Source organism: Amycolatopsis keratiniphila subsp. keratiniphila (genome assembly GCF_001620365.2).
Taxonomy (GTDB): Bacteria; Actinomycetota; Actinomycetes; order Mycobacteriales; family Pseudonocardiaceae; genus Amycolatopsis; species Amycolatopsis keratiniphila.
Map to the genome: position 1 here is coordinate 194,510 of NZ_LQMT02000025.1, position 25,470 is coordinate 219,979.

A 25,470-nucleotide genomic window follows, 5' to 3' on the forward strand; every position below is an offset into this window, starting at 1 on the left:
CTATTCCGCGTTGAAGCGGAAGCCGACGCCGCGGACCGTGGCGATCCGCCGTTCGCCGTCGCCGTTCCCGCCGGGTTTGCCCGCGCGGCCTGCCGCCTCGTCGGCGGCGATGGCGAGCTTCCGGCGAAGCCACGACATGTGCATGTCGAGGGTCTTCGAGGTCTTCGATTCGAGGTCGTTCCAGACCTCGGCGAGGATCTCGTCGCGGCTGACCACCTGGCCGGCGCGGCTCATCAGCACCCGGAGCAGCTCGAACTCCTTGTTCGCCAGCTGCACCTCGTGCAGGTCGACGGTGACCATCCGGGCGCCGAGGTCCATCCGCACTCCCCCGGCTTCGAGCACGTCGGGCGCCCGGCGGCGGAGCAGCGCCCGGATACGGGCCAGCAGCTCGGCCAGCCGGAAGGGCTTGGCGACGTAATCGTCGGCGCCGGCGTCGAGCCCGACCACGAAGTCGACCTCGTCCGTGCGCGCGGTGAGCATCAGGACCGGGACCTCGGTGCCGCTGGCGCGCAGGCGGCGGCACACCTCGAGCCCGTCCATGCCCGGGAGGCCGAGATCGAGGACCAGCAGATCCACGCGGTCGCTCTCGGTCGCGTCGAGGGCGGCGGGCCCGTCACCGACGACCCGCACCTCGTACCCCTCCCGCTGGAGTGCGCGGGAAAGCGGATCGGCGATGGCCGGGTCGTCCTCGGCGAGTAGCACCATGCTCACCTGGCCAACTCTACGACTGCCGGGCGTGAAACCATCGTGACCGTGCCCGGCTACGAGAATGATCTTGAACTCGCCACTCGGCTGGCCGACGCCGCCGACGCCATCACCACCGCCCGGTTCCGCGCGCTCGACCTGGCCGTGGAACGCAAACCCGACCGGACGCCGGTCACCGACGCGGACACCGCCGTCGAGGACGCCATCCGCGCGATCCTCGCCACGGACCGGCCGGACGACGCGGTGCTCGGCGAGGAACGCGGCGGCACCGCCGCGACCGGGCGGGCCTGGGTGCTCGACCCGATCGACGGGACCAAGAACTTCCTGCGCGGCGTCCCGGTGTGGGCGACGCTGATCGCGCTGGTCGAGGACGGGGACCCCGTGGTGGGCATGATCAGCGCACCGCTGCTCGGCCGCCGCTGGTGGGCCGCCGCCGGGGACGGCGCCTGGATGAGCGACTCCGCCGGGGAACGCCGCATCTCGGTGTCGAAGGTCGCGGCGCTCGAAGACGCCTATCTGTCCACAACGGACCTGAACTCGTGGGTGGAGTACCACTCACGCGAGAAGTACATCGACCTCGTCGACGCTTGCTGGGAAAGCCGCGCTTTTGGCGATTTCTGGCACCACTGCCTGGTCGCCGAGGGCGCGCTCGACGTCACCGCGGAATGCATCGTGAACCCGTGGGACGTCGCCGCGGCGCAGGTGCTGGTCACCGAAGCCGGTGGCCGCTTCAGCGACCTGAACGGCGAAGCGCGCTACGACAACGGGTCGGCGCTTTCGACGAACGGGCTGCTCCACGATGAGGTCTTGGCGATCCTGAAGCGCTGAACGCACGCTCACGGCGTCGGAGCATGTCGCTTCACTACCACCTGGGCCGACCGGTTTCCGGACGTTGCGAAAGCCGCTTTCCCCACCTCCAACGTTGCGAAAGTGGCTTTCGCAACACGTCCCCTTGCCTCACCCCTCAATGAGAACCCAGATCGCAACCCACGGCCCTCACGACCCGGTCCTGAAGCGCTGAACGCGGTCACTGCGCGCCGGGCAGCAGCCCGACGGCGCCGCGCGCGACCTGCGACCACGCGAGACGCCCGAAGAGGTAGTGGCAGGCGACCTGTTCGCTGGTGAACCGCGCCCAGTCGTACCGGTTGCCCTGCTCCCGCCAGAAGACCTCCCAGGCGGGCTCGGCCCCCTCTTCCTCCGTGCGCATGAGGCACCAGGCGTTGTCCACCTCCGCGCCGACCGAGACCACTTCGGGCGGCACGCCCAGCGCGGCCAGCCACCGCAGGATCGTCCCCGTGTTCACCGAACCTCCCCCGTGACGTCCGCCAGGAAGCCCAGCGTGACGAGTTCATCGGCGCCCAGCACCGTGCGGAAGCGCACCCCGCCGCCCGGCTGGCCGAACCATCCCGCGGTCACCGAGCGCCAGACCGGTAGCGGCCGGACGACGCGGTAACGCCGGTAGACACCGACCTGGTCGGGCGGCAGCGAGCGCATGGGGAACAGGGTCGCGTCCTCGGCGAACACCCGGCCGTGCTGATCCCCGAAGCGGTCGAGATGAGTACCGGCCTCGAGCATCGTCGGCGTCGCCGGATCGCCGTCGGACGGCCACAGGTAACCCGTTCCGGTCACGAAGCGCTCTTTCCAGTCCTCTTCGGACATTTCGCCCCACGGATGGTGCCCCCTGGTCAGCTCCGGCGGCGGAACCGCGGCCGGAGTCGTCGGCGAACGCCGGAATCCGCTGCTGACATGGGACAACGCGTCCAGGTCGTCGAGCACGTCCGCCTCGGGATGGTCCTGCGGGCCGGAACCGCCGTCGGGCAGCGGCAGCTGACGCGCGGGTTTCCCCATCGCGACCGGAAGATGCCCGATGGGGAACATGTGCACGAGGAACAGCGCGATCACGCTCTCCCGTTCCGTCCGCAACGCCCCCATCGGCGGCGGGGCGGCGGGCTTCGCCGGGAAGGGCACCCGCAAGGGCGCCACCGCGGGCGGCCACGGCGAAGGCGCGTACGGAGCGCGAGCCCCGTGCGGCGGTGTCGGGGCGTCGTACTCGACGGGCAGCCGGATCGGGCCCGTCCCGGCCTCGCTCGGATCGGTCACCGCACCTCCCCCAAGGAATCGGTTCCCACCGGTGAACGGGGGAGGCAGCGGACAGGACGCGCTACGACCTTAGCGCCGGACGGCGTTCCCGTCGGCGGATACCCGAAAGCGCGGCGAACCTCATCCGGCGAGCGCGTTGACCACCCGCGACGGACTCGGCCTGCCGAGCTTCCCGGCCATCCACTTGCTCGTCGCCACCAGCGCGTCGAGATCGACGCCGGTTTCGACACCGAGACCGTCGAGCATCCACACGAGATCTTCGGTCGCGAGGTTCCCGGTGGCCGATTCGGCGTACGGGCAGCCGCCGAGGCCACCGGCCGAGGAGTCCACAGTGGACACACCGCACCGGAGGGCCGCCAGCGTGTTCGCGAGCGCCTGGCCGTACGTGTCGTGGAAATGGACGGCCAGCGCGTCGACGTCGGGGAACTCCCCGATCAGTGTCTCGACCTGGCCCGCGGTGGCGACACCGATCGTGTCGCCGAGCGAGAGCTGCGAGCAGCCCAGGTCCAGGAGCCGTTTACCCACTCCGGCGACCTGCGCGGCGGGGACGGCGCCTTCCCACGGGTCGCCGAAGCACATCGACACGTACCCGCGGACGTCCAGCCCCGCGGCCCGCGCCCTGATGACGACCGGCTCGAACATCGCGAACTGGTCGTCGACCGTCGAGTTGAGGTTCTTCTCGGCGAAGGTCTCGGTGGCGCTGGCGAAGATCGCGATATGCGAGACGCCGGCCTCCAGCGCCCTGTCCAGCCCGCGCTCGTTCGGCACGAGCACCGGGTACCGGACGCCCTCACGCTGGTCGAGCCCGGCAAGGAGCTGCTCGGCGTCGGCCAGCTGCGGCACCCATTTCGGGCTCACGAAACTGGTCGCCTCGAGCGTGGTCAGCCCGGAATCGGCGAGCCTGTCCAGGAATTCGAGTTTGACCTCGACCGGGACGATCGACTTCTCGTTCTGGAGACCGTCACGCGGGCCGACCTCCCAGATCGTCACCCGCTCCGGCAGGGAGTGGACGGACGGGACCTTCTCGGGCAGCCCCAGCTCTCGCGTGCCCATCAGCGGCGCCTGTTTCCGCGCGGCGGGTGCCCCTGCGGCGGCAGCGGCTCGGTCTGCTGCGGTCCCGGCGCGAAGTCGTCGTACGGGTTGTCGTTGACTTCGCGGTAGATGACCGTGTGCACGCGCTCGACCTTGGGGATGTCGTCGAACTTCAGCGGTTCGTCCGAAGCGGACTCGATCACCAGGGTGCCGCAGCCGAACACGCGGTCCAGCAGCCCGTGCTCGAACTGGACGCTGTTGATACGCGACAACGGGATGTCGATGCCGGTCCGCTTGAGCACACCCTCGCGGGCGATCAACCGGTCCGTGGTGACGATGAAATGCGTCGTGCGCCACCGGACGAACGGCGCCAGGAACAACCACACGACGAGACCGAGTCCGACCGCGGCGATCGCGATCTCGGAGATCAGGTCCCACGGGGCCGTCGCGTCCTTCGCGATGACGGCCAGCCAGATCCCCGCGCCGAGCGTGACGATCAGCGCGAGGAACGGGAAGATCAGCATCTTGAAATGCGGGTGACTGTGCACCACGACGTGCTCGTTCTCGCTGAGCAAATCGTCCGGATAGGCCACGACGGACGCTCCCAAAGTGTGTTCGGCGCTGGTGAGCTCACCGTACCGGCGAACGGTCCCGGCGGAAGAGGAGACGCCGGAAATCGAGACGCACGGATCAGGCCTTGGCGGGCCGCACGTGGACGACGTCTCCGGCGAACACCGTGTACCGCTCACCACCGGGAACGTCGACCTGGAGCTGGCCGGCGGGATCGATGTCGGCGGCGCGGCCGGTGAGCGCCGAACCGTCGGGCAGCTGGACCTCGACGTCCTGGCCCAGCGTGGCGCAGTACCGCCGGTAATCCCCGAGCAGACCGGCCTCGGCCAGCGACCCGCCCGCGAGCCGCCAGCGGCGTTCGAGCTCGTCGAACGCGGTGAGCAGCCGGACGGCGATCTCGGCGCGATCGGTCTCCGTCGCCCCCTGCTCGGCGAGCGAGGTCGCGGGCAGACCGCCGGGCCCGGCCGGGACGTTCTCGCCGAGCGGCAGCACGTTCAGGCCGATGCCGAGGATCACCGTGGTCTCGTCACCGGCGACGGCCTCCGCCAGGATGCCCGCGCATTTGGCGCGGTCCGGGCCGGCGAGGACGTCGTTCGGCCACTTGAGGACGGCGTCGACACCCAGTCCCTCGGCGATCTCCCGGACCGCGAGCCCGGCGACCACGGAAAGTGAACCCAAATTGGCGAACGGAACGCCGCCCGGGCGCAGCAGCACACTGACGTAGAGGCCCGGTCCCTTCGGCGAAGACCAGTGCCGGGCGCGGCGGCCGACCCCGGCCGTCTGCTCTTCGGCGATCAGCACCGTGCGGTCTTCAGCCCCCTTCGCGGCGGCTTCCCGCAGGTCGGCGTTGGTGGACCCGGTGCTCGCCACGACCTCGATCGCGGCGTACCGGCCGGACAGCGCGGCGCTCAGACGCCCGGCGTCGAGCGCTCCCGTCTCACTCATTCGTCCAGAATATGAGAGTCCCCCTAACGTGCAAGGCGTTCGCTCGTTACGCAGAGGTGGTCTCCAATAATCTGGACGGCGTGACCGAGCCCGAGCCCGCGCCGAGCGCGTCCGAAACCAGCCGGAAGAAGTCGTGGGCGCACGGCGTGGCGATGCGCGGCCTGGTCGCCCTCCCGCTGGTCGCGGGGCTCGCGACGGCGGGCTGGCTGCTCGCGGGCGGGAACGATCCGGCCCCGGCGGACGGACGTCAGCCAGTGCCCCTTCCCGCCGCGAAGCAGGATCCGGCCACCGTCGGCGGCGGCGCGGGCCCGTCGGTCCTGGAGGTCAGCGCGCCGGTCAAGGCGCAGGAGACCCCGAAGGGCGCCCGGCCGCTCGAAGAGTGGGCCGACAAGCTGGCCGGACCGCTCGACATCCCGGCGAAGTCGCTCATGGGCTACGCGAACGGCGAACTGGCGCTGCGCGGCGAGCAGCCCAACTGCCACCTGTCCTGGGTCACCCTGGCCGGGATCGGCGCGGCGAGCTCGAACCACGGCCGCGGCGGGGACAACCCGCTCGGCCTGTCGGCGCAGCAGTGGAAGAAGCACGGCGCGTCGATCCCCGGCATCGCGAAACCCGCGCTCGCCGATCCCGACTCCGCTTCGGTCGCCGCGGGCCGCGCCCTGTGCGCTTCCGGGGCCGACCTCGGCGGCGGCAACGGCTGGTGGAAGGCCATCGCCGGCTACCAGGGCGGCAAGGGCAACGAGGCCGAACTGTTCCGCCAGCGTGTCCTCGGCAACGCGCAGCTGTACGCGACCCTGTCCCTCGACCCGGCGCGCTCCGCCAGCCCCGCCGTGAAGGCGACGCGTTTCGCCCTCGGCCAGCTGGGCCTGCCGTACGTGTGGGGCGGCAACGGCCCCGAAGCGGGCGCGGCGGGCTTCGACTGCTCCGGGCTGACCAAGGCGTCCTACGACGAAGCCGGTGTCGCGCTCCCGCGGACCGCGGACAGCCAGTTCCGCGCGCTGCCGCAGGTGCCCGGCGAGCCGAAGCTCGGCGACCTCGTGTTCTACGGGAACCCGTCGACGCGGATCCACCACGTGGGGCTGTACCTCGGGAACGGGCTGATGATCAACGCGCCCACGCAGGGCCAGGCGATCCAGATCCACACGTATCACTCGAAGGGCGACGATTACACGGGTGCGGGGCGGCCCGCGGCCTGACCTCAACCGGCCAACCTCCGACGACTCCTGTCGCCGATGCCTACCGTGTGGTCATGCGTGAGATCGAGTTCCGCAGGTTTTCCACGGAGCCAAGGCGACCGGACGAGCGGGATACGTGGCTCCAATTCCTGATCGACGGTGTTTCCTTCCTTGAACTGGTGCGCGAGGCCGAACTTCCCGACGCGCTCGCGGAACAGAAGGAGCGCAGCGCGGAATTCCCGACGGAACCCGCGCCCTTGCTCGCCGGGGATTACGCGAATTCGACGTGCCTTTCAGCCGGGCATCTGCTCGGCGAAGCGCCGGACCGCGTTCCGCACGGCGCGGAAGACGACGAGTACCTGTTGCTGGGGTGCGCGTGCGGCATCGAGGACTGCTGGGCGCTGGTGGCGAAGATCGCGGCGGACGAGGACACGGTGACGTGGTCGGATCTCCGCAACACCTACCGGGACTGGAACTACGACGCGATGGGCGTTCTGACGTTCTCGCGCCGGCAGTACGAGAGGGCGCTCAGCGCCGTTTTCACGGCGTGATCCAGACCGTCGCCCGGGTGGGCCGATGCCGTCCCGATCCCGGCGACGACTGACGCACGACTCGCCCCTCCGAGCCCCCTGTCAACGGCGTCGTCGCGTCTGCCTCGTACAGCACGATCTCGGCTTCCGCGGCCAGGGCGAGAGCCTGAGCGACCGAAAGCCCCACGAACTCCGGGACCGGCCACGGCAGGTCGTAGTTCAGATTCCGTGACACGCCACCCATGGCACCTCCGGACATACGCAGCCGATGAACGGCGGGCATCGGCATGTCGCGGGAGAACGCCCAGTCGATCCCCGGCCGGACTCCGGCCAGCAGCCGGGACACGAACGTTCCATGACTGCCCACCAGCACGACACCGCCGTCGTACTCCTCCGCCAGCCGATCAACGGCGGCCATCGCCCGTGCCGTCAGCTGCCGCAGGCTCTCGCCGCCCGGACGCGTGAAATCCGGATCCGCCCAGCTGCGCTCGTAGTGGACGGCGTAGTCCGATGTCGGCTCCAGGCCCGAGTCCCACTCGCGCAGCTCCCAGCGCGTCGTGACTTCGAGCCCGACGGCCTTGGCCCCGGGCGCGACCGTCGCGACAGCCCGCCGGTAAGGGCTCAACACGACCGCCGTCGGGTTCAAGGCGGCGAGTTCGGGCGCGAGCAGCTCCGCGGCCGCCACGCCCGCCGCGGTCAGCGGCCGCTCCGGATCGTCGGGCTTCCCCGGCGAAGGCGGAACGGACTCGGCGTGCCGGACGAGGACGATCTCGCAGCTCACTGCTGAGCGGCCAGCCACTCGAGCGCGCCCGCCCCGTGGCGCAGAACCGAGACGTGCCCGTCTTCGGGGAACACGCGCGACTCGGCCGTGGCGCACTGCCGCGCCAGCCACTCGCCGTGCGCGAGCGGCACGATCCGGTCCTCGCCACCGTGCAGGAACAGGGCCGGGGCCCGGACATCGGACGGCTGGCAGCCCCACGGCGCGACGTACGCGAGGTCGTCGTCGATCAGCGCGCCGGGCCCGCCCTCGACCGCGGGGCCGACGACGTCGAGGATCCACTTCCAGTCACCCGACAAGGCCGCGTGGTCCGCCGGGGTGAACATCTCCGCGTCGTACTCGGCCGTCGCCTCGTACCGCTCCTTTTCGGCCCGCCCCGCCACGGCGGCCGTCAGGGATCCGGCTCCCGCCGCGCCCATCCCCGCGAACCAGTCCAGCCCGGCGGCGCCGTACGGGGCCAGGCTCGCGACGCAGACCAGCGCCGACACCCGGTCCGGCAGCAGTGCCGCGCAGGCGAGCGCGTGCGGCCCGCCGCCGGAATGCCCGAAGACCGCGAAGCGCCCGATTCCCAGGGCGTCGGCGATCTTCTCGACGTCCGACGCCGCCGACGCGACATCACGGCCGGTCCGCGGCGACGAACCGCCGTAACCGGGCCGGTCGTAGGAGACCCACCTCAGCCCGAGCCGCTCGGCGGCCGGGAACAGCGGGACGGGCGGGGCGCCGATGTTCGGGGTCCCGTGGTGCCAGAAGACCACCGGACCGGTCCCGCCGGTGTCGTACGTGTGCAGTGTGGCCCCGTCCCCCAGGTCCACGTCCGACTCGTCCACCATGGCCCGAGCGTAGGGCACCCTGGAGCCATGTCCCGCTATCACGAGATCAAGCACCGGGTGGCCACGACGTTCCAGCGCCACGTCGGCAACCCGATCCTCGGCAGGCTGCCGAACCAGCCGGTCCTGGAGACCACCGGCCGCAAGTCCGGCGAGGCCAGGCGGACGCCGATCGGTGGCCGCCGGGTGGGCCGCGAGTTCTGGATCGTCTCGGAGTTCGGCGAGAAGTCGCAGTACGTCCGCAACATCCAGGCCGATCCGCGGGTCCGCGTCCGGCTCAGGGGCCGCTGGCACACCGGCACGGCGCACCTGCTCCCCGGCGACGACCCCCGCGCGCGCCTCAAGGCCCTCCCCAGGCTCAACAGCGCCGCCGTGCGCGCGATCGGCACGGACCTCCTCACCATCCGGGTCGATCTCGACGAATGAACGTTTGCCTTGACGCCAAGGGCAAGGTTTACGCTCGGGACCATGCGGATCGGCGAACTCGCCGCGCGTACCGGAACCACCACCCGCGCGCTGCGTTTCTATGAGTCACAAGGACTTCTCGACGCACGGCGCGCGTCGAACGGGTACCGGGAGTACGACGAGGACGACTTCCGGCTGGTGAACGAGATCCTGACCCTGCAAGCGGTGGGGCTCAGTCTGGAGGACACCAGGCCGTTCGTCGAGTGCCTGCGCGCCGGGCACGAGACCGGCGACTCGTGCGCCGATTCGATCGAGGTCTACCAACGCAAACTCGCCGAGGTGGACGCCTGTCTGGCCAGGCTCAACGACGTACGGGACAGCCTGCTGACCAAGCTCGCCGGCGCGTTGAAAACGCCGCCGGGACCGTGCGTCGTCGTGCCGCGAACCGAGGAGGCCTGAGTGTCCCTTTCCGTCGTCACCGACGAAACCTTCCAAGCGCTCGTCCTGGACCAGGACAAGCCCGTCCTGGTGGACTTCTGGGCGCAATGGTGCCCGCCTTGCCACATGATCGCGCCGGTGCTCGAACAGATCGCCGGAGAACGCGCCGGATCGCTGATCATCCGCAAGCTCAACTCCGACGAAAACCCGCTCACGGCCAGGAATTATCAGGTCATGTCCCTGCCGACGCTGATCCTCTTCCGCGGCGGGAGTCCCGTGTGGACGACCGTCGGCGCCCGGCCGAAGGCACGGCTGCTGGCCGACCTGGACGCCGTTCTTCAGCCGTCCCTCTCATGAGTGGCAGGAGTGAATGTGGCGCATCCCTTGGTGTCCACAGTGGTCACTTCCCGGGCAGCATGCGCCTTCCTTGTGCCCGTAAGTCCGGTTTCGCGGGGAGTCGTGAGTGGTAAAGAGGGTTAGAACGACCATCGCCACTCACGACCCCCAGGCAATGCCGCTCAAAGCGCTCAAATCGGACGCCTGGATCTCGAAGAGTGTCCTTTTTGGACAGAATGAGGGCGCGGCGCCGGGTCTCGGTGGCGAGCCCGCTCGCACCGCCACCTTTGACGCACCCCTCACCAGAACCGTCCATGTCCTGTACACCTAAGGCCGGGCGGACGCCGAGTGTCGTCCACGCGCGAGCCGCGAGGTAATTGTGTTGCGCGAGCGACACCCCGCTCGCATCCTTCTCCCATGACATCGACCCGCACCTTCCTGCCGCCGTCCACCGTCGTCCGACGGGTGCGGAAGCAGCAGCAGGCCGGGTCCGGGTGGAGGCCCACACCAGTCCGACCGTGAGCGCCGCGTTCGTCGCGGGCCTGCTCGCCGGGTATGGCATCGCCATCCCGGTGGGCGCGGTCGGGACCTATCTCGTGGTGCTGACGGTCAGGGCGGGCCTCAAGATCGGCGTGTACGCCGCGCTGGGGGTCGCCACGGCCGACGGGCTTTACGCGCTCGTGGCGGTCCTCGGCGGGGGCACGCTGATCCCGGTCATCGAACCGATCACCGTGCCACTGCGCTGGATTTCGGTGGTGGTGCTGCTCGGGCTGGCCGTCCACATCGGACTCACCGGGGTCCGGAACTTCCGCGACTCCGCGAAGACCGAGGTGACCGAGCCGGTCGCGATCGGACCGGTGAAGGCCTACGCGAGCCTGCTCGGAATCACTTTGCTGAACCCGATGACGGTGGTCTACTTCGCGGCGCTCGTGCTCGGAAGCAAGGACATGGCCGCGGCGAGCGGAGCGGAACACGTCGTCTTCGTGCTCGCGGCGTTCGCGGCCTCGGCCAGCTGGCAAGTGTTCCTCGCGGGCGGCGGCGCCTTACTCGGCAAGGCGCTGACCGGACGACGCGGGCGGTTGGCGACCGCGCTGGCGTCCAGCGCGCTCATCACCGTGCTCGGTATTCGCCTTCTTTGGTGACGAATCGAGGACTGTAGGTGTCCTCATCGCTTGCGAGGCTGTGCCCATGACCGAAACCAAGGAACGTCCCGCCTCCCTTCACACCTACCTCGCGTACAGCGATGCCCCGAAGGCGCTTCGCTGGCTCGAACGCGCCTTCGGCTTCGAGACCACCACGGAGTACGCCGGCGACAGGGGGTTGATCCTGCATTCGGAACTGCGACGCGGCGAAGTCCGGATCATCGTGTTCAGCGCGGAAGAGGACTACGACCGCCCGGCCCGCAAGGGCGAGACGGTCGGCCACGGCCTCTACGTCAGCCTTCCGACGCAAGAGGCCGTGGACGCCGTCTTCGCTTCCGCCGTCGACGCCGGGGCGACGACGGTCTGGAAGCCGGAGAACACCGAATGGGGCAATTACCGTTGCCGCGTCGACGATCTCGAAGGGTACGAATGGACTTTCGGCACGTACGTCCCCGGCGAGCCGCAGGGTTAGAGCAGCCGCGCGAACCACTCGCGGGTGCGACGAAGCAGATCCAGCTGGTGCACCCGTCCGCGGATCGAATGCCCTTCGCCGGGATAGACCACGAGGTCGTGTTCCACGCCGAAGTGGCGTAGCGCGCGGTGGAAGAATTCGGCTTGGGACAAGGGGACGTTCGTGTCGTCCGCACCGTGCACGATCAGCACGGGGGTCTCGATCTCCGACGCGAAGGAGATCGGGCTGAGCTGATCGTGCCGGTGCGGGCCGGTCCCTTCCCAACCGGTACTCCCGCCGAGCGCGGCTTCGAGCGGTCCGAGCTCGCCGGTCGCGGCTTGCATCCCCCAGTCACAGATACCGGCGCCCATCAACGCCGCCTTGAACCGCCTGGTCCGGCCGACGGCCCAGGCCGACACGAAACCGCCGTGACTCCAGCCCGCGATGCCGAGCCGCTCCGGATCCGCCACCCCTTCGGCGACGAGCAGATCGATGCCGGTTTCGAGATCGCTCCATTCCTCCAGCCCGACCCGTCCCCCGACCGCGGCGGCGAATTCGTGTCCGTGTCCTTGTCCCCCACGGGCATTCGGCAGGAAGACCGCGTGCCCCGCCAGCGCGAGCCATTGCGCGGAAGGGAACCAGCCGAGCCGGAAGCCGTCGGCGTACCGGTCGTACGGCCCGCCGTGCGGCAAGGTGATCAGCGAGAACGGGCCGTCGTCCCGGGTCTTTCCCGGCGGGAGAACGAGCAACCCGTCCAGAGCGAGCCCGTCGGAAGCCTTGTACGACAAGCGTTCCTGCGTACCCCAAGTGACGTCGGCGAACTCCGGCGCCGTATCGCTCACTCGCACCAGAGGCTCACCGATCAGTCCACAATGGACATCCTTCGGCCGGTGCGCGGTGCTCAACACGATGGCGACGAACTCGCCGTTCGAAGCGACGGCGTCGGCTTGTCCGCGCCAGAAAGCCACTTCGCCTGATCCGAGCCGGTGGAGGGCCGTGTCGAGCCCGTCCGCGACGAGCATCAGCGGAGCACCGGAATCGACCTGCGCGAGCCTGATCGGGCAGGCCGATTCCGGCGTCAGGTTCCGATGTTCGGCCGTGTCCACGGGCACGTCGAAGACCGCCCAGCCACCGACCATCTCCGGTGTCGCGAGATAGGCGACGTGCCAGTCGTCGCCGTCACGCCACCAGACCGGGCTCGTGGCTTCGACCGCAGTCCTCCCGAGGTCACGACGCTCGCCGGTTTCCAAGTCCAGCACGGAAAGCCGGGGTTCGAGCCCGCTGGGATCGAGCTCCGGGGTGAGCCAGGTCAGCACCGCGAGCGCCCCGTCGTCCTGACGGCAGGCAACGTCGACGACGTGCTCTTCGACCAGTGTCGTGATCTCCCCGGTCCGCCGATCGAAACTCCGGAGCCGCGCCGGACGGAAGCTCTCACTCCAGACCCGGATATCCGCTGCCGGCGCCGCGTCCTCGGCGATGAACATGATCCGTTCGCGCATCGGAAGGAACGCGGTGATCTCGCTCCCCCAGGTGAACAGCGGCCCGTCCACCGTGTGGATCAGGCCGTCCCGAAGGAAATGGAGCGAATCCGCCGACCACCGGGGCGCGGAACCCTCTGCCAGCTTCCGGGGCCTTTCGCTCCCGTCGACGGCCACCAGCCAGATCTCGGGGACGCCCTTCGCGATGGTGTCGACCTGGTAGGCGACCCACCGCCCGTCGGCGGAGAGCGCGGGGTTCGACGGGACTCGGCTGTCGACGATCAGCTCAGCGGTCAGCATGTGTTCATACTGCCGACAAAGCCTTCCCCAATGCGTCGAGCCAGCATCCGGTTCCCTGCTCGCGCCAGGCCGGTTCTTCTTGTCCGTCGAGGAAGGTGCCCTGCTCGATCAGCGTCAGGCGGGTGCCGTCCGCCTCGGGTTCGAGCAGCACCGTCGTGAGCGAGACGGTCGCGAGGACGTCGTCGGTGGACAAGGTCGTGGAGTAGACGATCCGTTCGCTGTCGACGATGTCCTCGTACCGCGAGTCCGCGATCAGCTTCCGGCCGTCGCCATTGGGACCCGTGGTGATCTCGCGGCCACCGACGCGGAAGTCCAGGGAATGCTCGCCGCCCGGCACGGTGAACCAGCCGGCTTTCGCGGCGGGATCGGCCCAGGCCGCGAAAACGCGTTCCGGCGGGACGGGGTAGACGCGCTCGAGGGTGAACGTGGCGTGTTTGACGGTCATGACCTGTTCCCTTCGTCGGAGTTCAGAAAGCCACCAAGACGATCGAGCCGGTGTTCCCAGCCGGTGCGCTGTCCGCCGAGCCACTCCTCGGCCATCCGCAGGCCGTCCGGTTCGAGATGGCAGGTGCGGACGCGCCCCGCCTTCTCCGACCGGACGAGCCCGCTCGTCTCCAGCACCTGGAGGTGCTGCATCACGGCGGGCAGCGACATCGACAGCGGCTGTGCGAGCTCCCCCACCGAGGCGGGTCCCCGGGTGAGGCGCTCGATCATTTCGCGGCGCGTCCCGTCGGACAGCGCCTTGAACACCTGGTCCATCCGTTGGTTAGGCACATGCTTAACTATCCGCCCACGCGGAGCGATAGTCAAGTAAGTGCTTAACTTTCGGCGGTCATCCCCTCGACGAGCAACCACTGCGACGCCAGGTACGAGGTCAGCACGAAGGTTTCGAGATTGGCCCGCACCCGCTCACTCGTGACGAAGTTGCGGCGGATCAGGATCGCCAGATCCGACGCGGAGAACAGCAATGCACCGGCGGCGATCCAGGTCCGGCGGTCACCCGACGGAATCACCATCCCGCCCGAAACCTTGGCCTTCGGTGCCAGCACCGGGTCCGCCGCGAGGGTCGACGTCGTGCTCAGCAAGCCTCCGTAGACCGAAAGCACCGAAGACACCGGAGACGGCTTCGGCAACGCCATCGCGACCGCGGCCGACGCCCACGCCGCCAGCCGGGGCGTCGCCGTCGCCGTGCGCGGACGAGCTCCCCGGCGCCAGAGCAGCGCGGAGTAGAGCACCTGCATCACGCCGAACGAGGTCGCGCCCTTGATCAGCTCGCGATCCTCGTCGGACCGGCCCATGAAATGGTCGCCCGCGCCGGCCGCGATCAACGCGGCGACGAGCAGCCCCTTCTCCCCCGACGCGAGCCCCCGCGAACGCGCGACCCGGGCGGCGAGCACCGGCACCGCGGCGGGTTTGGTCGCCAGTTGCAGCTTCCGATTGCCGGTCCTCGCGGAATACACCGTGCCGATCGCGGCACCGGCGAACAACACGCGTTCGGCGAGCTTGAGGGCTTTCACCAACCACCTCCGGAACTTATTTCCGGGTAAGTTACCAGGAGGTCAGTCAAAGTCAGACGGCTTCGCGGAAGGTGTTCCGGTACGCGCTCGGCGAGACACCCAGCGCCGCCTGCAGATGCTGACGCAGCGACGCGGCGGTGCCGAAACCCGCCTCGGCCGCGACCTTGTCCACCGGCAGATCGGTCTCTTCGAGCAGCTGGCGCGCCCGTTCGATCCGCTGCTGGGTCAGCCACTGCAACGCCGAGATCCCGACCTCGTCGCGGAACCGCCGCGTGAACGTCCTCGTGCTCATCGCCTCTTTCGCCGCCAGCTCGCGCAGCGTCAGCGGCTTGTCGAGGTTCTCCAGCGCCCAGGCCCGCGCCGCAGCGGTCGACGAGGACTGCGGTTCCGGGACCGGCCGCCGGATGAACTGCGCCTGCCCGCCCTCGCGATGCGGTGAGACGACCGTTCCTCGCGCGACCTCGTTCGCGACCGCGGCACCGTGATCACAGCGGATCATGTGCAGGCAGAGGTCGATCCCGGACGCGACGCCCGCCGCGGTCAGCACGTTCCCGTCGTCGGTGTAGAGCACGTTCGGGTCGAGGGCGACCTTCGGGAACTTCGCCTGGAAGTCCAGCGCCGAACGCCAGTGCGTGGTCGCCTTCCGGCCGTCGAGCAGGCCTGCGGCGGCGAGCACGAAGGCACCCGTGCAGATCGACGCGATCCTGGCCTCCGGCCGGATCAGCTCCAGCGCCCGCGCGAGCGGTTCGGTGAGGTCGTGCCCCGAGGGTTCGTATTCGGTGGACGACGCCGGGATGACGACCGTGTCGGCCTCGGCCAGCACTTCCGGGCCGCGCGTGACCGAGATGGTGACGTCGGCGTCGGTCCGGATCTGACCGGGTTCCGGCGTGCAGGTGACGACTTCGTAGAGCGGCTCGCCGTCGGCCGATTTGGCCGTGCCGAACAGCCGGGTGACGATGCCCAGCTCCATCACCAGCATGCCGTGCCGGACCAGCACGGCGACCCGATGGCGGCCGGGATGCGCGAAAAAGCCCATGGCTCGATTCTTGCACATGTTGTCCATCGGGCCACTCGTTTCGGCGGCGGGACCGCGCGACGGTGGGATCATGAACGTGTTGTGGATCTTCGCCCACCCCGAACCCCGTTCCCTCGGCGGCTCACTGCGCGACGAGGGAGTGCGCACCCTCCGCGCGCAGGGCGCGGACGTCCGGGAATCCGATCTGTACGCGATGAAATGGAAGCCCGTCGTCGACGCCGACGACTTCGGCCGGGCCGCTTCCGCGGATCGGCTCATCGTCGGCTCGACGTCGAAGGACGCCTTCCGGACGGGCGAACTCGGCGAAGATGTCCGCGCCGAGCACGAAAAGCTGGCGTGGGCGGACACCGTGATCTTCCAATTCCCGTTGTGGTGGTACGGAATGCCCGCGATCCTCAAGGGCTGGTTCGACCGCGTCTTCGTCAAGGGTTTCGCCTACGGCGTCCGACGCCCCGACGGCCGGACGGCGCGATACGGCGAAGGAGCGCTGGCCGGGAAACGCGCCATGGTCGTGCTGACCGCGGGTGCACCGGAAGCCACCATCGGCCCGCGCGGCGTGAACGGCGAGATCGGCGACCTGCTGTTCCCGCTGCAGCACGGAACACTGTGGTACGCGGGCATGTCCGTGTTGCCACCGGTGACGATCTGCGGCGCCGACCGCGTTTCACCCGCCCAATACGAAGCCGCCGCGGAGTCGCTGCGTGCACGACTACGGACACTGTCCACTCAGGACCCGATCCCGTTCCGCAGCCAGAACGGCGGCGACTACGACGGCGATCTGGTCCTGCGTGACGACCTGGCTCCGGGCCGGAGCGGGATCGGCGTCCATATCGCCGGTTGACCCAATATTACGTCGCGGTTATATTTCCCTCAAGGCACATTAGGAGGTAACCGTGAACGCTCGCGCCCGGTTGGAAACCGTCGGAGAACGTCCGGCGCTGCGGATCGAACGCCGTCTCGCGCATCGGCCGGAACGCGTCTGGCGGGCGATCACGGAACCGTCGGAGCTCGCGAACTGGTTTCCCGCCGCGGTCACCGTCGACCTGCGGCCGGGCGGGACCATCGAGTTCACCTTCGAGGGCGAAGAGGCGCCGACGCTGGGCGAAGTCCTCGAAGCCGATGAACCCCGTGTCTTCGCTTTCAGCTGGAACGAGGACGTGCTGCGCTGGGAGATCATCCCGGAGGGCGACGGCAGCCGTCTGCTGTTCACGCATACGTTCGGCCGGGGCGAACCCGCCATCGCCAGGGTCGCGGCGGGCCGCACGGCCGCCGGCTGGGACAGCTGCCTCGTCGCGCTTTCCGCCCTGCTCGACGGCGAGGAACACGAGGCGCCGCAGGACTGGGTCGGCCCGATCGAGGCCTACACCGAAGAATTCGGGCTCGCCGAGGGCGAAGTCCTGGAAACCGGTGACGGCAAGGTGATCCGCTTCCGCCGTGACCTGATCTGGAAGCCGCTCGACGAGGTCTGGGCCCTTCTCGCGGCCGAAAAGGCCGAGGGGACGGTCGTCCGCGAGGAACCGCCGCGGCTGCTGGAGATCGACCTGCCGCGAGGCGGCGTCGTCCGCTGGGAGTTCAGCCACTCCGAGCTCGACGGCACCATGGTCGAGCTGACCCAGACCGTCCCCACCGGACAGGACGACGTCGTACCCGAAGCGCTGCGAAGCTGGCGAGAGAGGCTGAAGGAGCTCTTCGCGGCGGCTCACGGGAGCTGATCTCCACCCTGGGGATGACCTCCACCGGACGGACGCGGAAGCGTCGCCCTTCTGGTTGAGTTCGCCGTATGAAACAGCCGTCGGCGCTCTCCCAACGGGTGGCGTACACGATCGACGGGCTCCTCGCGCTGGTGCTCGTCGTGGCCGTCGGCGGGAACCTCGCCGCGCGGACCTGGACGTTCCTCGTCGTCATCCCGATGTGGCTCGCCTGGGCGACGGTCGCCGCCAGCGGGATCGCGATCGCGCTACGGCGGCACCGCCCGCTGCTCGCCTACGGTCTCGGCCTGGGCAGCCTCGTCCCGGCGCTGATCGCGGGCAACGGGCTGGCCCCGGCCGCGCTCCTGGCGACCGGATGCGCCCTGTACACCGTGGCGCTGGAACACCCGCGGGCCCGCTCGCTGATCGCGATGGGACTCGGGCTCGTCGTCGTCATGGTCTTCGAAGTGCTGCGGCTCGGACCGAACACGATCGCGTCGACGGCCTTCGCGGGCGGCGGGGTCGCGGGCTCGTGGGCGCTGGGCTGGATGACGCGGCAACGACGCGCGAACCTGGCCCAGCTCGCCGAAACCCAGGCCGATCAGGCGGTTTCCGACGAACGGCTGCGCATCGCGCGCGAGATGCACGACGTCGTCGCGCACAGCATGAGCCTGATCGCGGTCAAGGCGGCCGTCGGCAACCACGTCGCGGAGCAACAGCCCGAAGAAGCACGCGAGGCGTTGCGGGTCATCGAACTCACCAGCCGCGAGACCCTCGTCGAACTCCGGCGGATGCTCGGCGTCCTCCGTTCCGGCGACGGCACGCCCGAAGCCGCACTCGGGCCCGCACCGAAACTCGCCGATCTGCGGACCCTGGCCGAACGCGCCGGGCAGGCCGGGGTGCGGGTCGAGCTGACCGGCGAGGCCGTGGACGATCTGCCCGAAGGCGTCGCGCTTTCGGTCTACCGCATCACGCAGGAGGCGGTGACCAACGTCGTGAAGCACGCGGGACCGTCTGCGTGCCGGGTCACGATCACCGAAGGCCCCGGTGAGGTCAGCGTCGAAATCGTCGACGACGGGCGCGGCGAAGGTTCGCCACCCGCCGTGGGCGGGCACGGCTTGATCGGCATGCGCGAACGCGTCGCCGTCTACGGTGGTGACTTCGAGGCGGGCCCGCTGCCCGCCGGGGGATTCCGGGTGTTCGCGCGGCTTCCGTACGCCGCCAAGGAAGTGGGGACACGATGATCCGCGTACTGATCGCCGACGACCAGGCGTTGCTGCGCGGCAGCTTCCGCGTGCTCGTCGACAGCGCGCCGGACCTCGAAGTCGTCGGGGAGGCGAGCGACGGCGCGGAGGCCGCGGAACTCGCCGAGAAGGAACGCCCCGACGTCGTGCTGATGGACGTCCGCATGCCCGAGCTGGACGGCATCGAAGCGACCCGGCGGATCTGCGCGTCGTCCGCCACCGAAGGCGTCCACGTGCTGATGCTGACGACCTTCGACCTCGACGCCTACGTCTATTCGGCCCTGCGCGCGGGCGCGAGCGGCTTCCTGCTGAAGGACACCCCGCCCGCCGAACTGCTGACCGCGATCCGCGTCGTCGCGGCGGGCGAAGGGCTTCTCGCCCCTTCGGTCACGCGAAGGCTCATCGCGGAGTTCGCCCGGCTGCCCGAACCCGGCCAGCGCGTCGCGGCCTCGCTGGACAACATCACCACGCGCGAACGCGAGGTGCTGAGCCTGATCGCGCGGGGCCTGTCGAACGACGAGATCGCCGGGACGCTGCATCTCGGACTGGCGACGGTGAAGACGCATATCGGCCATCTCCTGCACAAACTCGCGGCGCGGGACCGGGCGCAGCTCGTGATCGCGGCCTATGAGTCCGGGCTGGTGCGGGCGTCGGTCCAGTGACCGGTTCGGTCCGTGAAGGCCTCCTTGAGGGACTCTGGGTCCCTCAAGGAGGCCTTCACGGACTTGCGAGACGCCACACGCGCCCCATGAACACCAGCAGTCACAGCGGGCGCGCGTGAAGGACCCCTTCCCTCGGCTCAGCCGAGGAAACTCGACCTTCACACCTTCCCCAGTACGTGAAGTGAAGGCCCCCTTCACTGCGTCTAGCGCAGTGAAGGGGGCCTTCACGTACTTGCCAGGTGCCACACCCCCGAGACGTTGCCTACGCCACACGCGAAGTGACCGTCGAGTAGCTAGGCTGCGGTTTCATGAGCAGTGCGACGGAGCCGCTCGGGACGCCGCCCGAGGACGAACCGGACATCCACACGACGGCCGGCAAGCTGGCCGACCTGTACCGCCGGTATGACGAGGCGGTGCACGCGGGTTCCGCGAGGGCGGTGGAGAAACAGCACGCCAAGGGCAAGAAGACCGCTCGCGAGCGGATCGACCTGCTGCTGGACGAGGGCTCCTTCGTCGAGCTCGACGAGCTGGCGAAGCACCGCTCGGTCAACTTCGGCCAGGAGAAGAACCGGCCCTACGGCGACGGCGTCGTCACCGGCTACGGCACCGTCGACGGCCGTCCGGTGTGCGTGTTCAGCCAGGACGTCACCGTCTTCGGCGGTTCACTCGGTGAGGTGTACGGCGAGAAGATCGTCAAGGTGATGGACCTGGCGATCAAGACCGGCCGCCCGATCATCGGCATCAACGAGGGCGGCGGCGCGCGGATCCAGGAAGGCGTCGTCTCGCTCGGGCTGTACGGCGAGATCTTCAACCGCAACGTCAAGGCGTCCGGCGTCATCCCGCAGATCTCGCTGATCATGGGCGCCAACGCGGGCGGGCACGTCTACTCCCCCGCGCTGACCGACTTCGTGGTGATGGTCGACAAGACCTCGCACATGTTCATCACCGGCCCCGACGTCGTGAAGACCGTGACCGGCGAAGAGGTCTCCTTCGAGGAGCTCGGCGGCGGGCGCACGCACAACACCCGTTCGGGCGTCGCGCACTACCTCGGCTCCGACGACGAGGACGCCATCGCGTACGTGAAGGAACTGCTCGCGTTCCTCCCGGCGAACAACCTGTCCGAAGCGCCGCTGTTCGAGACCGACTCGGCGCCGGGCGGGTTCTTCGACGACGTCACCGACACCGATCGCGAGCTCGACACGCTGATCCCGGACTCGCCGAACCAGCCGTACGACATGCACGAGGTCATCAACCGCGTCGTCGACGACGGTGACTTCCTCGAGGTACACGAGCTGTTCGCGCCCAACATCCTGGTCGGCTTCGGCCGGGTGGACGGGCGCAGCGTCGGCATCGTGGCGAACCAGCCGACCCAATTCGCCGGCTGCCTCGACATCGACGCCTCCGAGAAGGCCGCGCGGTTCGTGCGCACCTGCGACGCGTTCAACATCCCGGTGCTGACCTTCGTCGACGTCCCCGGCTTCCTGCCCGGCACCGACCAGGAGTGGAACGGCATCATCCGGCGCGGCGCGAAGCTGATCTACGCCTACGCCGAAGCGACCGTCCCGCTCGTCACCGTCATCACCCGCAAGGCGTACGGCGGCGCGTACGACGTGATGGGGTCGAAGCACCTCGGCGCGGACATCAACCTGGCCTGGCCGACGGCGCAGGTCGCGGTCATGGGCGCGCAGGGCGCGGCGAACATCGTGCACCGCAAGACGCTCGCCGCGGCCGCCGCCGACGGCAAGGACGTCGACGCGCTGCGGGCCGAGCTGATCCAGGAGTACGAAGACACCCTCCTGAACCCGTACGCGGCGGCCGAGCGCGGTTACGTCGACTCGGTGATCGTGCCCGCGCACACCCGCGGCCACGTCGCGAAGGCGCTCTCGCTGCTCCAGGGCAAGCGTGAGTCGCTGCCGCCCAAGAAGCACGGGAACATCCCGCTGTGACCGCGCCCGAAACGCCGCTGCTGCGCGTCGTCCGGGGCAACCCGGACGACGCCGAGCTCGCCGCGCTGACCGCCGTCGTCGCGGCGGCGGCCGGTGCGCGGGCACCGCAACCGGCGCCGAAACGCGATTCGTGGTGGGCGGACAAGGCTTCGCTCGTTCGGGCCCCGCTCGCTCCCGGAGAGGGCGCCTGGCGCGCTTCGGCGCTTCCTCGCTGAGAGGGGCTCGGCGGGCTATCGTGACAGTCCTGCCGACCGCGATCGCCTCAGAAAGCCGTGCGTGACGAACCAGGACCACCTCTCCACCGAGTTGCGCCGTCTGCGCAAGGCCGCCGGGCTGTCCGGTACCGAAGCCGCGAGACTCACCGGTCTCAGTCAGTCGAAGGTGTCGCGGGTCGAGACCGGCGCGTTCATGCCGACCGAGGACCAGGTCGTCGCGCTGTGCCGTGTTTATCGCGCGCCTGCGAAGGTCCGGCGGGAGCTGGTAGCGATCACCCGGGACCTCCGCGAGGAGGCGGCGTCCGCCCGCGTCGTCTTTCAGCGCGGCGCCTGGCGGATGCAGCAGCGCATCGGCAAGATCGAGACGGCCTCCGCCCGCATCCGGAGTTTCCAGCCGACCATCGTGTTCGGCCTGCTCCAGACCCGCGACTACATCACCGCGCTGTTCGGCGACACGCTGCCGGAGGACGAACGCGACCAGACCGTCGAGGCCCGGCTGGAGCGCCAGCGGATCCTCGATTCGAATCGCCGGTTCCATTTCGTGCTCACCGAAGGCGCGCTGCGCTGGAACATGGGCGGCGCGGAGACCATGCTCGCCCAGCTCGGCCACCTCATCGAGATGTCACGCCGCGATCGCATCCGGCTCGGCGTGATCCCGTGGACCACCCCGGTGTCGGTCCCCGTCCTCCACGGTTTCGACATCTACGACTCGCGCGCGGTGCTCCTCGGGACGCAGACGGCCACGGCCCTCGTAACGGACGAACGCGAAGTCACCGACTACGAAAAGAACTTCGCCGAGGTCGAGCGCTACGCCACCTACGGCGACATCGCCTGCGGGCATCTCACGCGCATCGCCGCCGACTACCGACAGCTCGCGGCCGGTTCACTTCGGTGACCTAAGACCCTTGGCCTTATGCACTCCGAGAGTGCATCGTATGTAAAGCAGCTGTCGGTGAAGGTCCCTTTCCGTGCGCCGAACGCGATCATCGGAGCCACTCACCGACCGATCGGCACAGATCACCCGATCTCGCCAACCTTGCTGCCGCGCAACCCGTCTACTTGCCGAAACAGTCACTGGGGAAAGGCCCTCCTATGACCACCTGGCACGAGAACATGACCGGCTGGCACAAATCGACCTACACCCACTGGGAAGAGAACGCCTGCGTCGAGGTCGGTACCGCACCCGGCCTGGTGGGCATCCGGGACACCAAGCAGTGGGCGCTGCCGGACGAGACCCGGCCGATCCTGGTGCTCCCGGCCGAGTCCTTCGCCGCGCTCCTCGAACACCTCGGACGATGAACGACGTCGCCGAGCCGTACATGGTCCACGATCCGCGGGAGATGGCGGGCCAGCTGATCAACGGCAACTGGATCGTCGCGCGGTGGGAACACCTCGGCGAGGACGAGGACCTCGACCACTGGACCGCCGTCCTGCGCGGGCACTGCGAAGAACTCGACGTCGATCCGTATGTCATCAACATCCCGCGGAAGAGCCTGACCATCGTCTTCAACGGCGCGCTCCCCGCGCCGACGTTCGAACAGCTGGAGAACTCGATCGCGGCCATCGAGTACCACCGCTTCCTCGAACGCGAGATCGGGCCGAGACCGCTCGGCTAGCGGCCGGCCGCAGCACCGACACCCCCTTGAAGATTCAGCACTGCCTGGCATATATTCCACGAGGAATAATCAGCAGGGAATCTTCCAAGGGGGACACTCATGGCCGCGAAGCTCACCCCGCTCGCCATGGCGGTGCTCGAACTCCTGCATGAGCGGCCCATGCATCCGTACGAGATGGCGCAGCTGATGCGCGAGCGCTTCGTCAACACGCGTGTGAAGGTGAAGGCCGGTTCGCTCTACCACGCGGTGGATCGTCTGGTTCAGAACGGTTTCGTCGAGGTCGTCGAGACACAACGGGACGGGAAACGCCCCGAGCGCACCGTGTACGCGATGACGGACACCGGCCGCGACGAGTTCGTCACCCGGGCGCAGGACATGCTGGCCAACCCCGCCGAGGAGTACCCCGAGTACCTCAGCGCGCTCGCCGTCATCGACGAGCTCGGCCCGGAAATGTCGCTCGCCCAGCTCAAGCACCGCGTGCTGCGGCTACAGGCCGCCCTCGCCTCCGACCAGGTCGTGCTCGAAAACCTGGTCAACGAGCACAAGCTCCCCGAGATCTACTGGCTCGACTGGTCCTACGCCACCGCGCGGCGGGCCTTCGAGCTCGAATGGACCCAAAAACTCGTCGCAGACCTGGAATCCGGCCGCATCCGGTTCCAGGGGCACTGCACGCCGCAGCTGAACCTGGTCACCGAGGACGACAGTGATGAACGCAAGACAAGCTAATCCCTGGGCCGCGCTTTCCGCGCTGTGCCTGGGTTTCTTCATGATCCTGCTGGACACCACGATCGTCTCGACCGCGATCCCCGCGATGCTGCGGGAGCTCGGCGCCGGGCTGAACGCGATCGTCTGGGTGATCAGCGTCTACCTGCTCACCTACGCGGTGCCGATGCTGTTCGCCAGCCGTCTCGGCGACCGCTTCGGCCCGAAACGCGTCTACCTGGCCGGGCTCGTGGTGTTCACGCTGGCCTCGCTGTGGTGCGGTGTGTCCGGATCGGTCGAAATGCTGATCGCGGCCCGCGCGGTGCAAGGCCTCGGCGCCGCTTTGATGACGCCGCAGACCCTGGCGTTCATCAGCCATCTGTTCCCGCCGTCGAAACGCGGCCCCGCGATGGGACTCTGGAGCGGTGTCGCCGGGATCGCGGCCATCGTCGGGCCGGTACTCGGCGGCGTGCTCGTAGACCACCTCGGCTGGGAATGGATCTTCTTCGTCAACCTGCCGGTCGGCGTGGTCGCGATCGCGCTCGCGCTGCTCAAGGTGCCGGACTGGCAGCCGAAGCACTCGCATTCCTTCGACGTCCCGGGGATCCTGCTGTCCGGCGCCGGGTTGTTCTGTGTCGTCTACGGTGTCCAAAATGGACAGCACTACGACTGGGGACGAGTGTTCGGGCCGGTCACCGTCTTCGAGATCATCGGCTTCGGTATCGCCCTTCTGGTCGCTTTCGTTGTGTGGCAACGGTTCAACCGCCGCGAACCGCTGCTCCCGCTCGGCGTTTTCGCGAACCGCAACTTCTCGGCCGGGGCGCTGACGGCGGTCACCGTCGGCTTCGCGATGACCGGCATGTTCCTGCCGCTGGTGATCTACATCCAGGCCGTGCTGGGCGAGTCGCCGACGATGTCCGGGCTGCTGTTCGCGCCGATGTCGTTGCTGGGTGGCCTGATCGGCCCGTTCGTCGGCCGCGCTTCGGACAAGGTCAGCGGAAAGATCCTGCTGATCGTCGGGCTCACCGCGCTCGCCGCGGGATTGGGCCTGGCGGCCTTGATCGCCAGGGCGGGCGCGAACGCGTGGGCGCTCACCCCGGCGCTGCTGGTGGCGGGTTTCGGCATCGGCTTCATCTTCGCGCCGATGGGCAATCTGGCGATGAGTTCGGTCGAACCGCGGCTCGTCGGGACCGCGTCGGGCATCTTCAACACCGCCCGTCAGGTCGGCGGCGTGCTCGGCAGCGCGGCCGTCGGCGTGCTGCTGCAGGCCCGGATCAGCGCTTCGATCGCCGGCGAGGCGGCGTCGGCCGCGAGCGCGTTGCCGGAGCAGTACCGGGCGCCGTTCTCCGAAGGCGTCGCGAAGGCCGCGGAATCGACCGGGGAGTTCGGTTCCTCCGGCGCGGCCACGTTCCCCGGCCTGCCGCCAGGTGTCGCCGAGCAGGCTCAGCGGCTCGCTCTCGACGCCGTCCATAATGGACTCACCGACGCGGCCCGGGTGGCCCTGCTGCTTCCGGCCGCGGTGCTCGCGCTGGGTGTGCTCGCCGCGCTCACCATGCGGCGCCCTTCCCGGGCACCCCACCCGCCCGCTCGCGAACCCGCCGCCAGCGCCGCCTGACCCTGTCCCGCAAATGT

32 protein-coding genes are annotated in these 25,470 nt (G+C 69.2%); 19 read left to right on the plus strand and 13 right to left on the minus strand.

Annotated elements, in window-relative coordinates:
* A complete protein-coding gene (locus AVR91_RS27095) occupies positions 1-705 on the minus strand; it encodes a response regulator transcription factor (RefSeq protein WP_038519243.1) in 705 nt (234 codons plus the stop codon).
* 42 nt (positions 706-747) lie between these two features.
* On the opposite strand from AVR91_RS27095, the gene hisN reads away from it, so the two are divergent.
* Positions 748-1,533 carry a histidinol-phosphatase gene (hisN, locus tag AVR91_RS27100; protein ID WP_063272364.1) on the plus strand — a complete coding sequence of 262 codons (786 nt, stop codon included), beginning with the start codon at positions 748-750 and terminating at the stop codon, positions 1,531-1,533.
* A gap of 199 nt (positions 1,534-1,732) precedes the next feature.
* Here hisN and AVR91_RS27105 read toward each other — a convergent pair whose 3' ends face one another.
* The 5 genes from AVR91_RS27105 to AVR91_RS27125 all read right to left on the minus strand — a co-directional run bounded on the left by AVR91_RS27105 (position 1,733) and on the right by AVR91_RS27125 (position 5,352).
* The gene (locus AVR91_RS27105) at positions 1,733-2,008 is read right to left on the minus strand and encodes a hypothetical protein (protein ID WP_007031910.1); all 276 of its coding nucleotides are present in this window, start codon (positions 2,006-2,008) and stop codon (positions 1,733-1,735) included.
* Entirely contained in the window at positions 2,005-2,805 is an 801-nt protein-coding gene (locus AVR91_RS27110) for a TNT domain-containing protein (RefSeq protein WP_063272363.1), read from the minus strand. Before AVR91_RS27110 ends, AVR91_RS27105 begins: the two co-directional genes overlap by 4 nt.
* A 120-nt stretch (positions 2,806-2,925) precedes the next feature.
* Entirely contained in the window at positions 2,926-3,858 is a 933-nt protein-coding gene (locus tag AVR91_RS27115; RefSeq protein WP_063272362.1) for a hydroxymethylglutaryl-CoA lyase, read from the minus strand.
* Positions 3,858-4,430, minus strand: a complete 573-nt coding sequence (locus tag AVR91_RS27120) for a PH domain-containing protein (RefSeq protein WP_016331358.1) — start codon at positions 4,428-4,430, stop codon at positions 3,858-3,860. The genes AVR91_RS27115 and AVR91_RS27120 overlap by 1 nt, the downstream gene beginning before the upstream one ends.
* 97 nt (positions 4,431-4,527) lie before the next feature.
* Positions 4,528-5,352 (minus strand): biotin--[acetyl-CoA-carboxylase] ligase, encoded by an 825-nt coding sequence (locus AVR91_RS27125; protein WP_063272361.1) that lies wholly within the window; start codon positions 5,350-5,352, stop codon positions 4,528-4,530.
* Positions 5,353-5,432: 80 nt separating this feature from the next.
* On the opposite strand from AVR91_RS27125, the gene AVR91_RS27130 reads away from it, so the two are divergent.
* Together AVR91_RS27130 and AVR91_RS27135 are read left to right on the plus strand one after the other, a co-directional pair.
* On the plus strand, positions 5,433-6,548 hold the full coding sequence (locus tag AVR91_RS27130; RefSeq protein WP_172843532.1) for a C40 family peptidase: 1,116 nt from the start codon (positions 5,433-5,435) through the stop codon (positions 6,546-6,548).
* Positions 6,549-6,601: 53 nt separating this feature from the next.
* Positions 6,602-7,078, plus strand: a complete 477-nt coding sequence (locus AVR91_RS27135) for a hypothetical protein (RefSeq protein WP_143254103.1) — start codon at positions 6,602-6,604, stop codon at positions 7,076-7,078.
* On the opposite strand, the gene AVR91_RS27140 is transcribed toward AVR91_RS27135, so the two are convergent.
* Positions 7,068-7,838: a histidine phosphatase family protein gene (locus AVR91_RS27140; RefSeq protein WP_228709360.1), complete on the minus strand. Its 771-nt coding sequence runs from the start codon at positions 7,836-7,838 to the stop codon at positions 7,068-7,070. The genes AVR91_RS27135 and AVR91_RS27140 overlap by 11 nt on opposite strands.
* Positions 7,835-8,665, minus strand: coding sequence for an alpha/beta fold hydrolase (locus AVR91_RS27145; protein ID WP_063272359.1), 831 nt, complete (start codon positions 8,663-8,665; stop codon positions 7,835-7,837). Before AVR91_RS27145 ends, AVR91_RS27140 begins: the two co-directional genes overlap by 4 nt.
* 27 nt (positions 8,666-8,692) lie before the next feature.
* Between AVR91_RS27145 and AVR91_RS27150 the strand changes: the two genes are divergently transcribed.
* The 5 genes from AVR91_RS27150 to AVR91_RS27170 all read left to right on the plus strand — a co-directional run bounded on the left by AVR91_RS27150 (position 8,693) and on the right by AVR91_RS27170 (position 11,455).
* Positions 8,693-9,088 carry a nitroreductase/quinone reductase family protein gene (locus AVR91_RS27150; RefSeq protein ID WP_063272358.1) on the plus strand — a complete coding sequence of 132 codons (396 nt, stop codon included), beginning with the start codon at positions 8,693-8,695 and terminating at the stop codon, positions 9,086-9,088.
* Positions 9,089-9,130: 42 nt separating this feature from the next.
* Positions 9,131-9,526 carry a MerR family transcriptional regulator gene (locus AVR91_RS27155; RefSeq protein ID WP_016331353.1) on the plus strand — a complete coding sequence of 132 codons (396 nt, stop codon included), beginning with the start codon at positions 9,131-9,133 and terminating at the stop codon, positions 9,524-9,526.
* The gene (gene trxA, locus AVR91_RS27160; RefSeq protein ID WP_063272357.1) at positions 9,527-9,862 is read left to right on the plus strand and encodes a thioredoxin; all 336 of its coding nucleotides are present in this window, start codon (positions 9,527-9,529) and stop codon (positions 9,860-9,862) included. It begins immediately after the preceding gene.
* A gap of 497 nt (positions 9,863-10,359) precedes the next feature.
* Positions 10,360-10,983 carry a LysE/ArgO family amino acid transporter gene (locus tag AVR91_RS27165; RefSeq protein WP_063272370.1) on the plus strand — a complete coding sequence of 208 codons (624 nt, stop codon included), beginning with the start codon at positions 10,360-10,362 and terminating at the stop codon, positions 10,981-10,983.
* A 46-nt stretch (positions 10,984-11,029) separates the two neighbouring features.
* A complete protein-coding gene (locus tag AVR91_RS27170; RefSeq protein ID WP_063272356.1) occupies positions 11,030-11,455 on the plus strand; it encodes a VOC family protein in 426 nt (141 codons plus the stop codon).
* On the opposite strand, the gene AVR91_RS27175 is transcribed toward AVR91_RS27170, so the two are convergent.
* The 5 genes from AVR91_RS27175 to AVR91_RS27195 are packed head-to-tail and all read right to left on the minus strand — an operon-like array spanning position 11,452 to position 15,792.
* Complete coding sequence (locus AVR91_RS27175; RefSeq protein ID WP_063272355.1) at positions 11,452-13,212, minus strand: S9 family peptidase; 1,761 nt, start codon at positions 13,210-13,212, stop codon at positions 11,452-11,454. The two genes, AVR91_RS27170 and AVR91_RS27175, sit on opposite strands and share 4 nt — an antisense overlap.
* Before the next feature lie 4 nt (positions 13,213-13,216).
* The gene (locus AVR91_RS27180; protein WP_063272354.1) at positions 13,217-13,657 is read right to left on the minus strand and encodes an SRPBCC domain-containing protein; all 441 of its coding nucleotides are present in this window, start codon (positions 13,655-13,657) and stop codon (positions 13,217-13,219) included.
* On the minus strand, positions 13,654-13,971 hold the full coding sequence (locus tag AVR91_RS27185) for an ArsR/SmtB family transcription factor (protein WP_063272353.1): 318 nt from the start codon (positions 13,969-13,971) through the stop codon (positions 13,654-13,656). The genes AVR91_RS27180 and AVR91_RS27185 overlap by 4 nt, the downstream gene beginning before the upstream one ends.
* 59 nt (positions 13,972-14,030) lie before the next feature.
* Positions 14,031-14,729, minus strand: coding sequence for a lysoplasmalogenase family protein (locus AVR91_RS27190; protein WP_063272352.1), 699 nt, complete (start codon positions 14,727-14,729; stop codon positions 14,031-14,033).
* A 52-nt stretch (positions 14,730-14,781) separates the two neighbouring features.
* Positions 14,782-15,792, minus strand: a complete 1,011-nt coding sequence (locus AVR91_RS27195) for a GlxA family transcriptional regulator (protein WP_063272351.1) — start codon at positions 15,790-15,792, stop codon at positions 14,782-14,784.
* 43 nt (positions 15,793-15,835) lie between these two features.
* On the opposite strand from AVR91_RS27195, the gene AVR91_RS27200 reads away from it, so the two are divergent.
* From AVR91_RS27200 to AVR91_RS27250, 11 genes are all read left to right on the plus strand, one after another.
* Positions 15,836-16,606 carry an NAD(P)H-dependent oxidoreductase gene (locus AVR91_RS27200; protein ID WP_063272350.1) on the plus strand — a complete coding sequence of 257 codons (771 nt, stop codon included), beginning with the start codon at positions 15,836-15,838 and terminating at the stop codon, positions 16,604-16,606.
* A 52-nt stretch (positions 16,607-16,658) separates the two neighbouring features.
* Complete coding sequence (locus AVR91_RS27205; protein WP_063272349.1) at positions 16,659-17,477, plus strand: SRPBCC family protein; 819 nt, start codon at positions 16,659-16,661, stop codon at positions 17,475-17,477.
* Between the two features lie 68 nt (positions 17,478-17,545).
* Entirely contained in the window at positions 17,546-18,697 is a 1,152-nt protein-coding gene (locus AVR91_RS27210) for a sensor histidine kinase (RefSeq protein ID WP_063272348.1), read from the plus strand.
* The gene (locus AVR91_RS27215; RefSeq protein ID WP_063272347.1) at positions 18,694-19,359 is read left to right on the plus strand and encodes a response regulator; all 666 of its coding nucleotides are present in this window, start codon (positions 18,694-18,696) and stop codon (positions 19,357-19,359) included. Before AVR91_RS27210 ends, AVR91_RS27215 begins: the two co-directional genes overlap by 4 nt.
* 308 nt (positions 19,360-19,667) lie before the next feature.
* Entirely contained in the window at positions 19,668-21,305 is a 1,638-nt protein-coding gene (locus tag AVR91_RS27220; RefSeq protein WP_037332312.1) for an acyl-CoA carboxylase subunit beta, read from the plus strand.
* On the plus strand, positions 21,302-21,520 hold the full coding sequence (locus AVR91_RS27225; RefSeq protein ID WP_063272346.1) for an acyl-CoA carboxylase subunit epsilon: 219 nt from the start codon (positions 21,302-21,304) through the stop codon (positions 21,518-21,520). Before AVR91_RS27220 ends, AVR91_RS27225 begins: the two co-directional genes overlap by 4 nt.
* Positions 21,521-21,581: 61 nt before the next feature.
* Positions 21,582-22,415, plus strand: coding sequence for a helix-turn-helix domain-containing protein (locus AVR91_RS27230; protein ID WP_063272345.1), 834 nt, complete (start codon positions 21,582-21,584; stop codon positions 22,413-22,415).
* Between the two features lie 197 nt (positions 22,416-22,612).
* Positions 22,613-22,819 carry a DUF397 domain-containing protein gene (locus AVR91_RS27235; RefSeq protein WP_016331337.1) on the plus strand — a complete coding sequence of 69 codons (207 nt, stop codon included), beginning with the start codon at positions 22,613-22,615 and terminating at the stop codon, positions 22,817-22,819.
* Positions 22,816-23,136, plus strand: a complete 321-nt coding sequence (locus tag AVR91_RS27240; RefSeq protein ID WP_063272344.1) for a hypothetical protein — start codon at positions 22,816-22,818, stop codon at positions 23,134-23,136. Before AVR91_RS27235 ends, AVR91_RS27240 begins: the two co-directional genes overlap by 4 nt.
* Before the next feature lie 99 nt (positions 23,137-23,235).
* Positions 23,236-23,862: a PadR family transcriptional regulator gene (locus AVR91_RS27245; protein WP_063272343.1), complete on the plus strand. Its 627-nt coding sequence runs from the start codon at positions 23,236-23,238 to the stop codon at positions 23,860-23,862.
* Positions 23,843-25,453, plus strand: coding sequence for a DHA2 family efflux MFS transporter permease subunit (locus tag AVR91_RS27250; RefSeq protein WP_076857440.1), 1,611 nt, complete (start codon positions 23,843-23,845; stop codon positions 25,451-25,453). Before AVR91_RS27245 ends, AVR91_RS27250 begins: the two co-directional genes overlap by 20 nt.
* The last annotated feature ends 17 nt before the right edge of the window (positions 25,454-25,470 follow it).

Excerpts from the sequence above, each read along its gene's own strand:
- AVR91_RS27180 (WP_063272354.1), bottom strand. The coding sequence starts at position 13,657 with ATGACCGTCAAACACGCCACGTTCACCCTCGAGCGCGTCTACCCCGTC.
- AVR91_RS27185 (WP_063272353.1), bottom strand. The coding sequence starts at position 13,971 with ATGGACCAGGTGTTCAAGGCGCTGTCCGACGGGACGCGCCGCGAAATG.
- AVR91_RS27125 (WP_063272361.1), bottom strand. The coding sequence starts at position 5,352 with ATGAGTGAGACGGGAGCGCTCGACGCCGGGCGTCTGAGCGCCGCGCTG.
- AVR91_RS27250 (WP_076857440.1), top strand. The coding sequence starts at position 23,843 with ATGAACGCAAGACAAGCTAATCCCTGGGCCGCGCTTTCCGCGCTGTGC.
- AVR91_RS27245 (WP_063272343.1), top strand. The coding sequence starts at position 23,236 with ATGGCCGCGAAGCTCACCCCGCTCGCCATGGCGGTGCTCGAACTCCTG.
- AVR91_RS27150 (WP_063272358.1), top strand. The coding sequence starts at position 8,693 with ATGTCCCGCTATCACGAGATCAAGCACCGGGTGGCCACGACGTTCCAG.
- AVR91_RS27135 (WP_143254103.1), top strand. The coding sequence starts at position 6,602 with ATGCGTGAGATCGAGTTCCGCAGGTTTTCCACGGAGCCAAGGCGACCG.
- AVR91_RS27200 (WP_063272350.1), top strand. The coding sequence starts at position 15,836 with ATGAACGTGTTGTGGATCTTCGCCCACCCCGAACCCCGTTCCCTCGGC.
- AVR91_RS27115 (WP_063272362.1), bottom strand. The coding sequence starts at position 3,858 with ATGGGCACGCGAGAGCTGGGGCTGCCCGAGAAGGTCCCGTCCGTCCAC.
- AVR91_RS27210 (WP_063272348.1), top strand. The coding sequence starts at position 17,546 with ATGAAACAGCCGTCGGCGCTCTCCCAACGGGTGGCGTACACGATCGAC.
- AVR91_RS27095 (WP_038519243.1), bottom strand. The coding sequence starts at position 705 with ATGGTGCTACTCGCCGAGGACGACCCGGCCATCGCCGATCCGCTTTCC.
- AVR91_RS27235 (WP_016331337.1), top strand. The coding sequence starts at position 22,613 with ATGACCACCTGGCACGAGAACATGACCGGCTGGCACAAATCGACCTAC.
- AVR91_RS27175 (WP_063272355.1), bottom strand. The coding sequence starts at position 13,212 with ATGCTGACCGCTGAGCTGATCGTCGACAGCCGAGTCCCGTCGAACCCC.
- AVR91_RS27155 (WP_016331353.1), top strand. The coding sequence starts at position 9,131 with ATGCGGATCGGCGAACTCGCCGCGCGTACCGGAACCACCACCCGCGCG.
- AVR91_RS27170 (WP_063272356.1), top strand. The coding sequence starts at position 11,030 with ATGACCGAAACCAAGGAACGTCCCGCCTCCCTTCACACCTACCTCGCG.
- AVR91_RS27215 (WP_063272347.1), top strand. The coding sequence starts at position 18,694 with ATGATCCGCGTACTGATCGCCGACGACCAGGCGTTGCTGCGCGGCAGC.
- AVR91_RS27195 (WP_063272351.1), bottom strand. The coding sequence starts at position 15,792 with ATGGACAACATGTGCAAGAATCGAGCCATGGGCTTTTTCGCGCATCCC.
- AVR91_RS27240 (WP_063272344.1), top strand. The coding sequence starts at position 22,816 with ATGAACGACGTCGCCGAGCCGTACATGGTCCACGATCCGCGGGAGATG.
- AVR91_RS27220 (WP_037332312.1), top strand. The coding sequence starts at position 19,668 with ATGAGCAGTGCGACGGAGCCGCTCGGGACGCCGCCCGAGGACGAACCG.
- AVR91_RS27145 (WP_063272359.1), bottom strand. The coding sequence starts at position 8,665 with ATGGTGGACGAGTCGGACGTGGACCTGGGGGACGGGGCCACACTGCAC.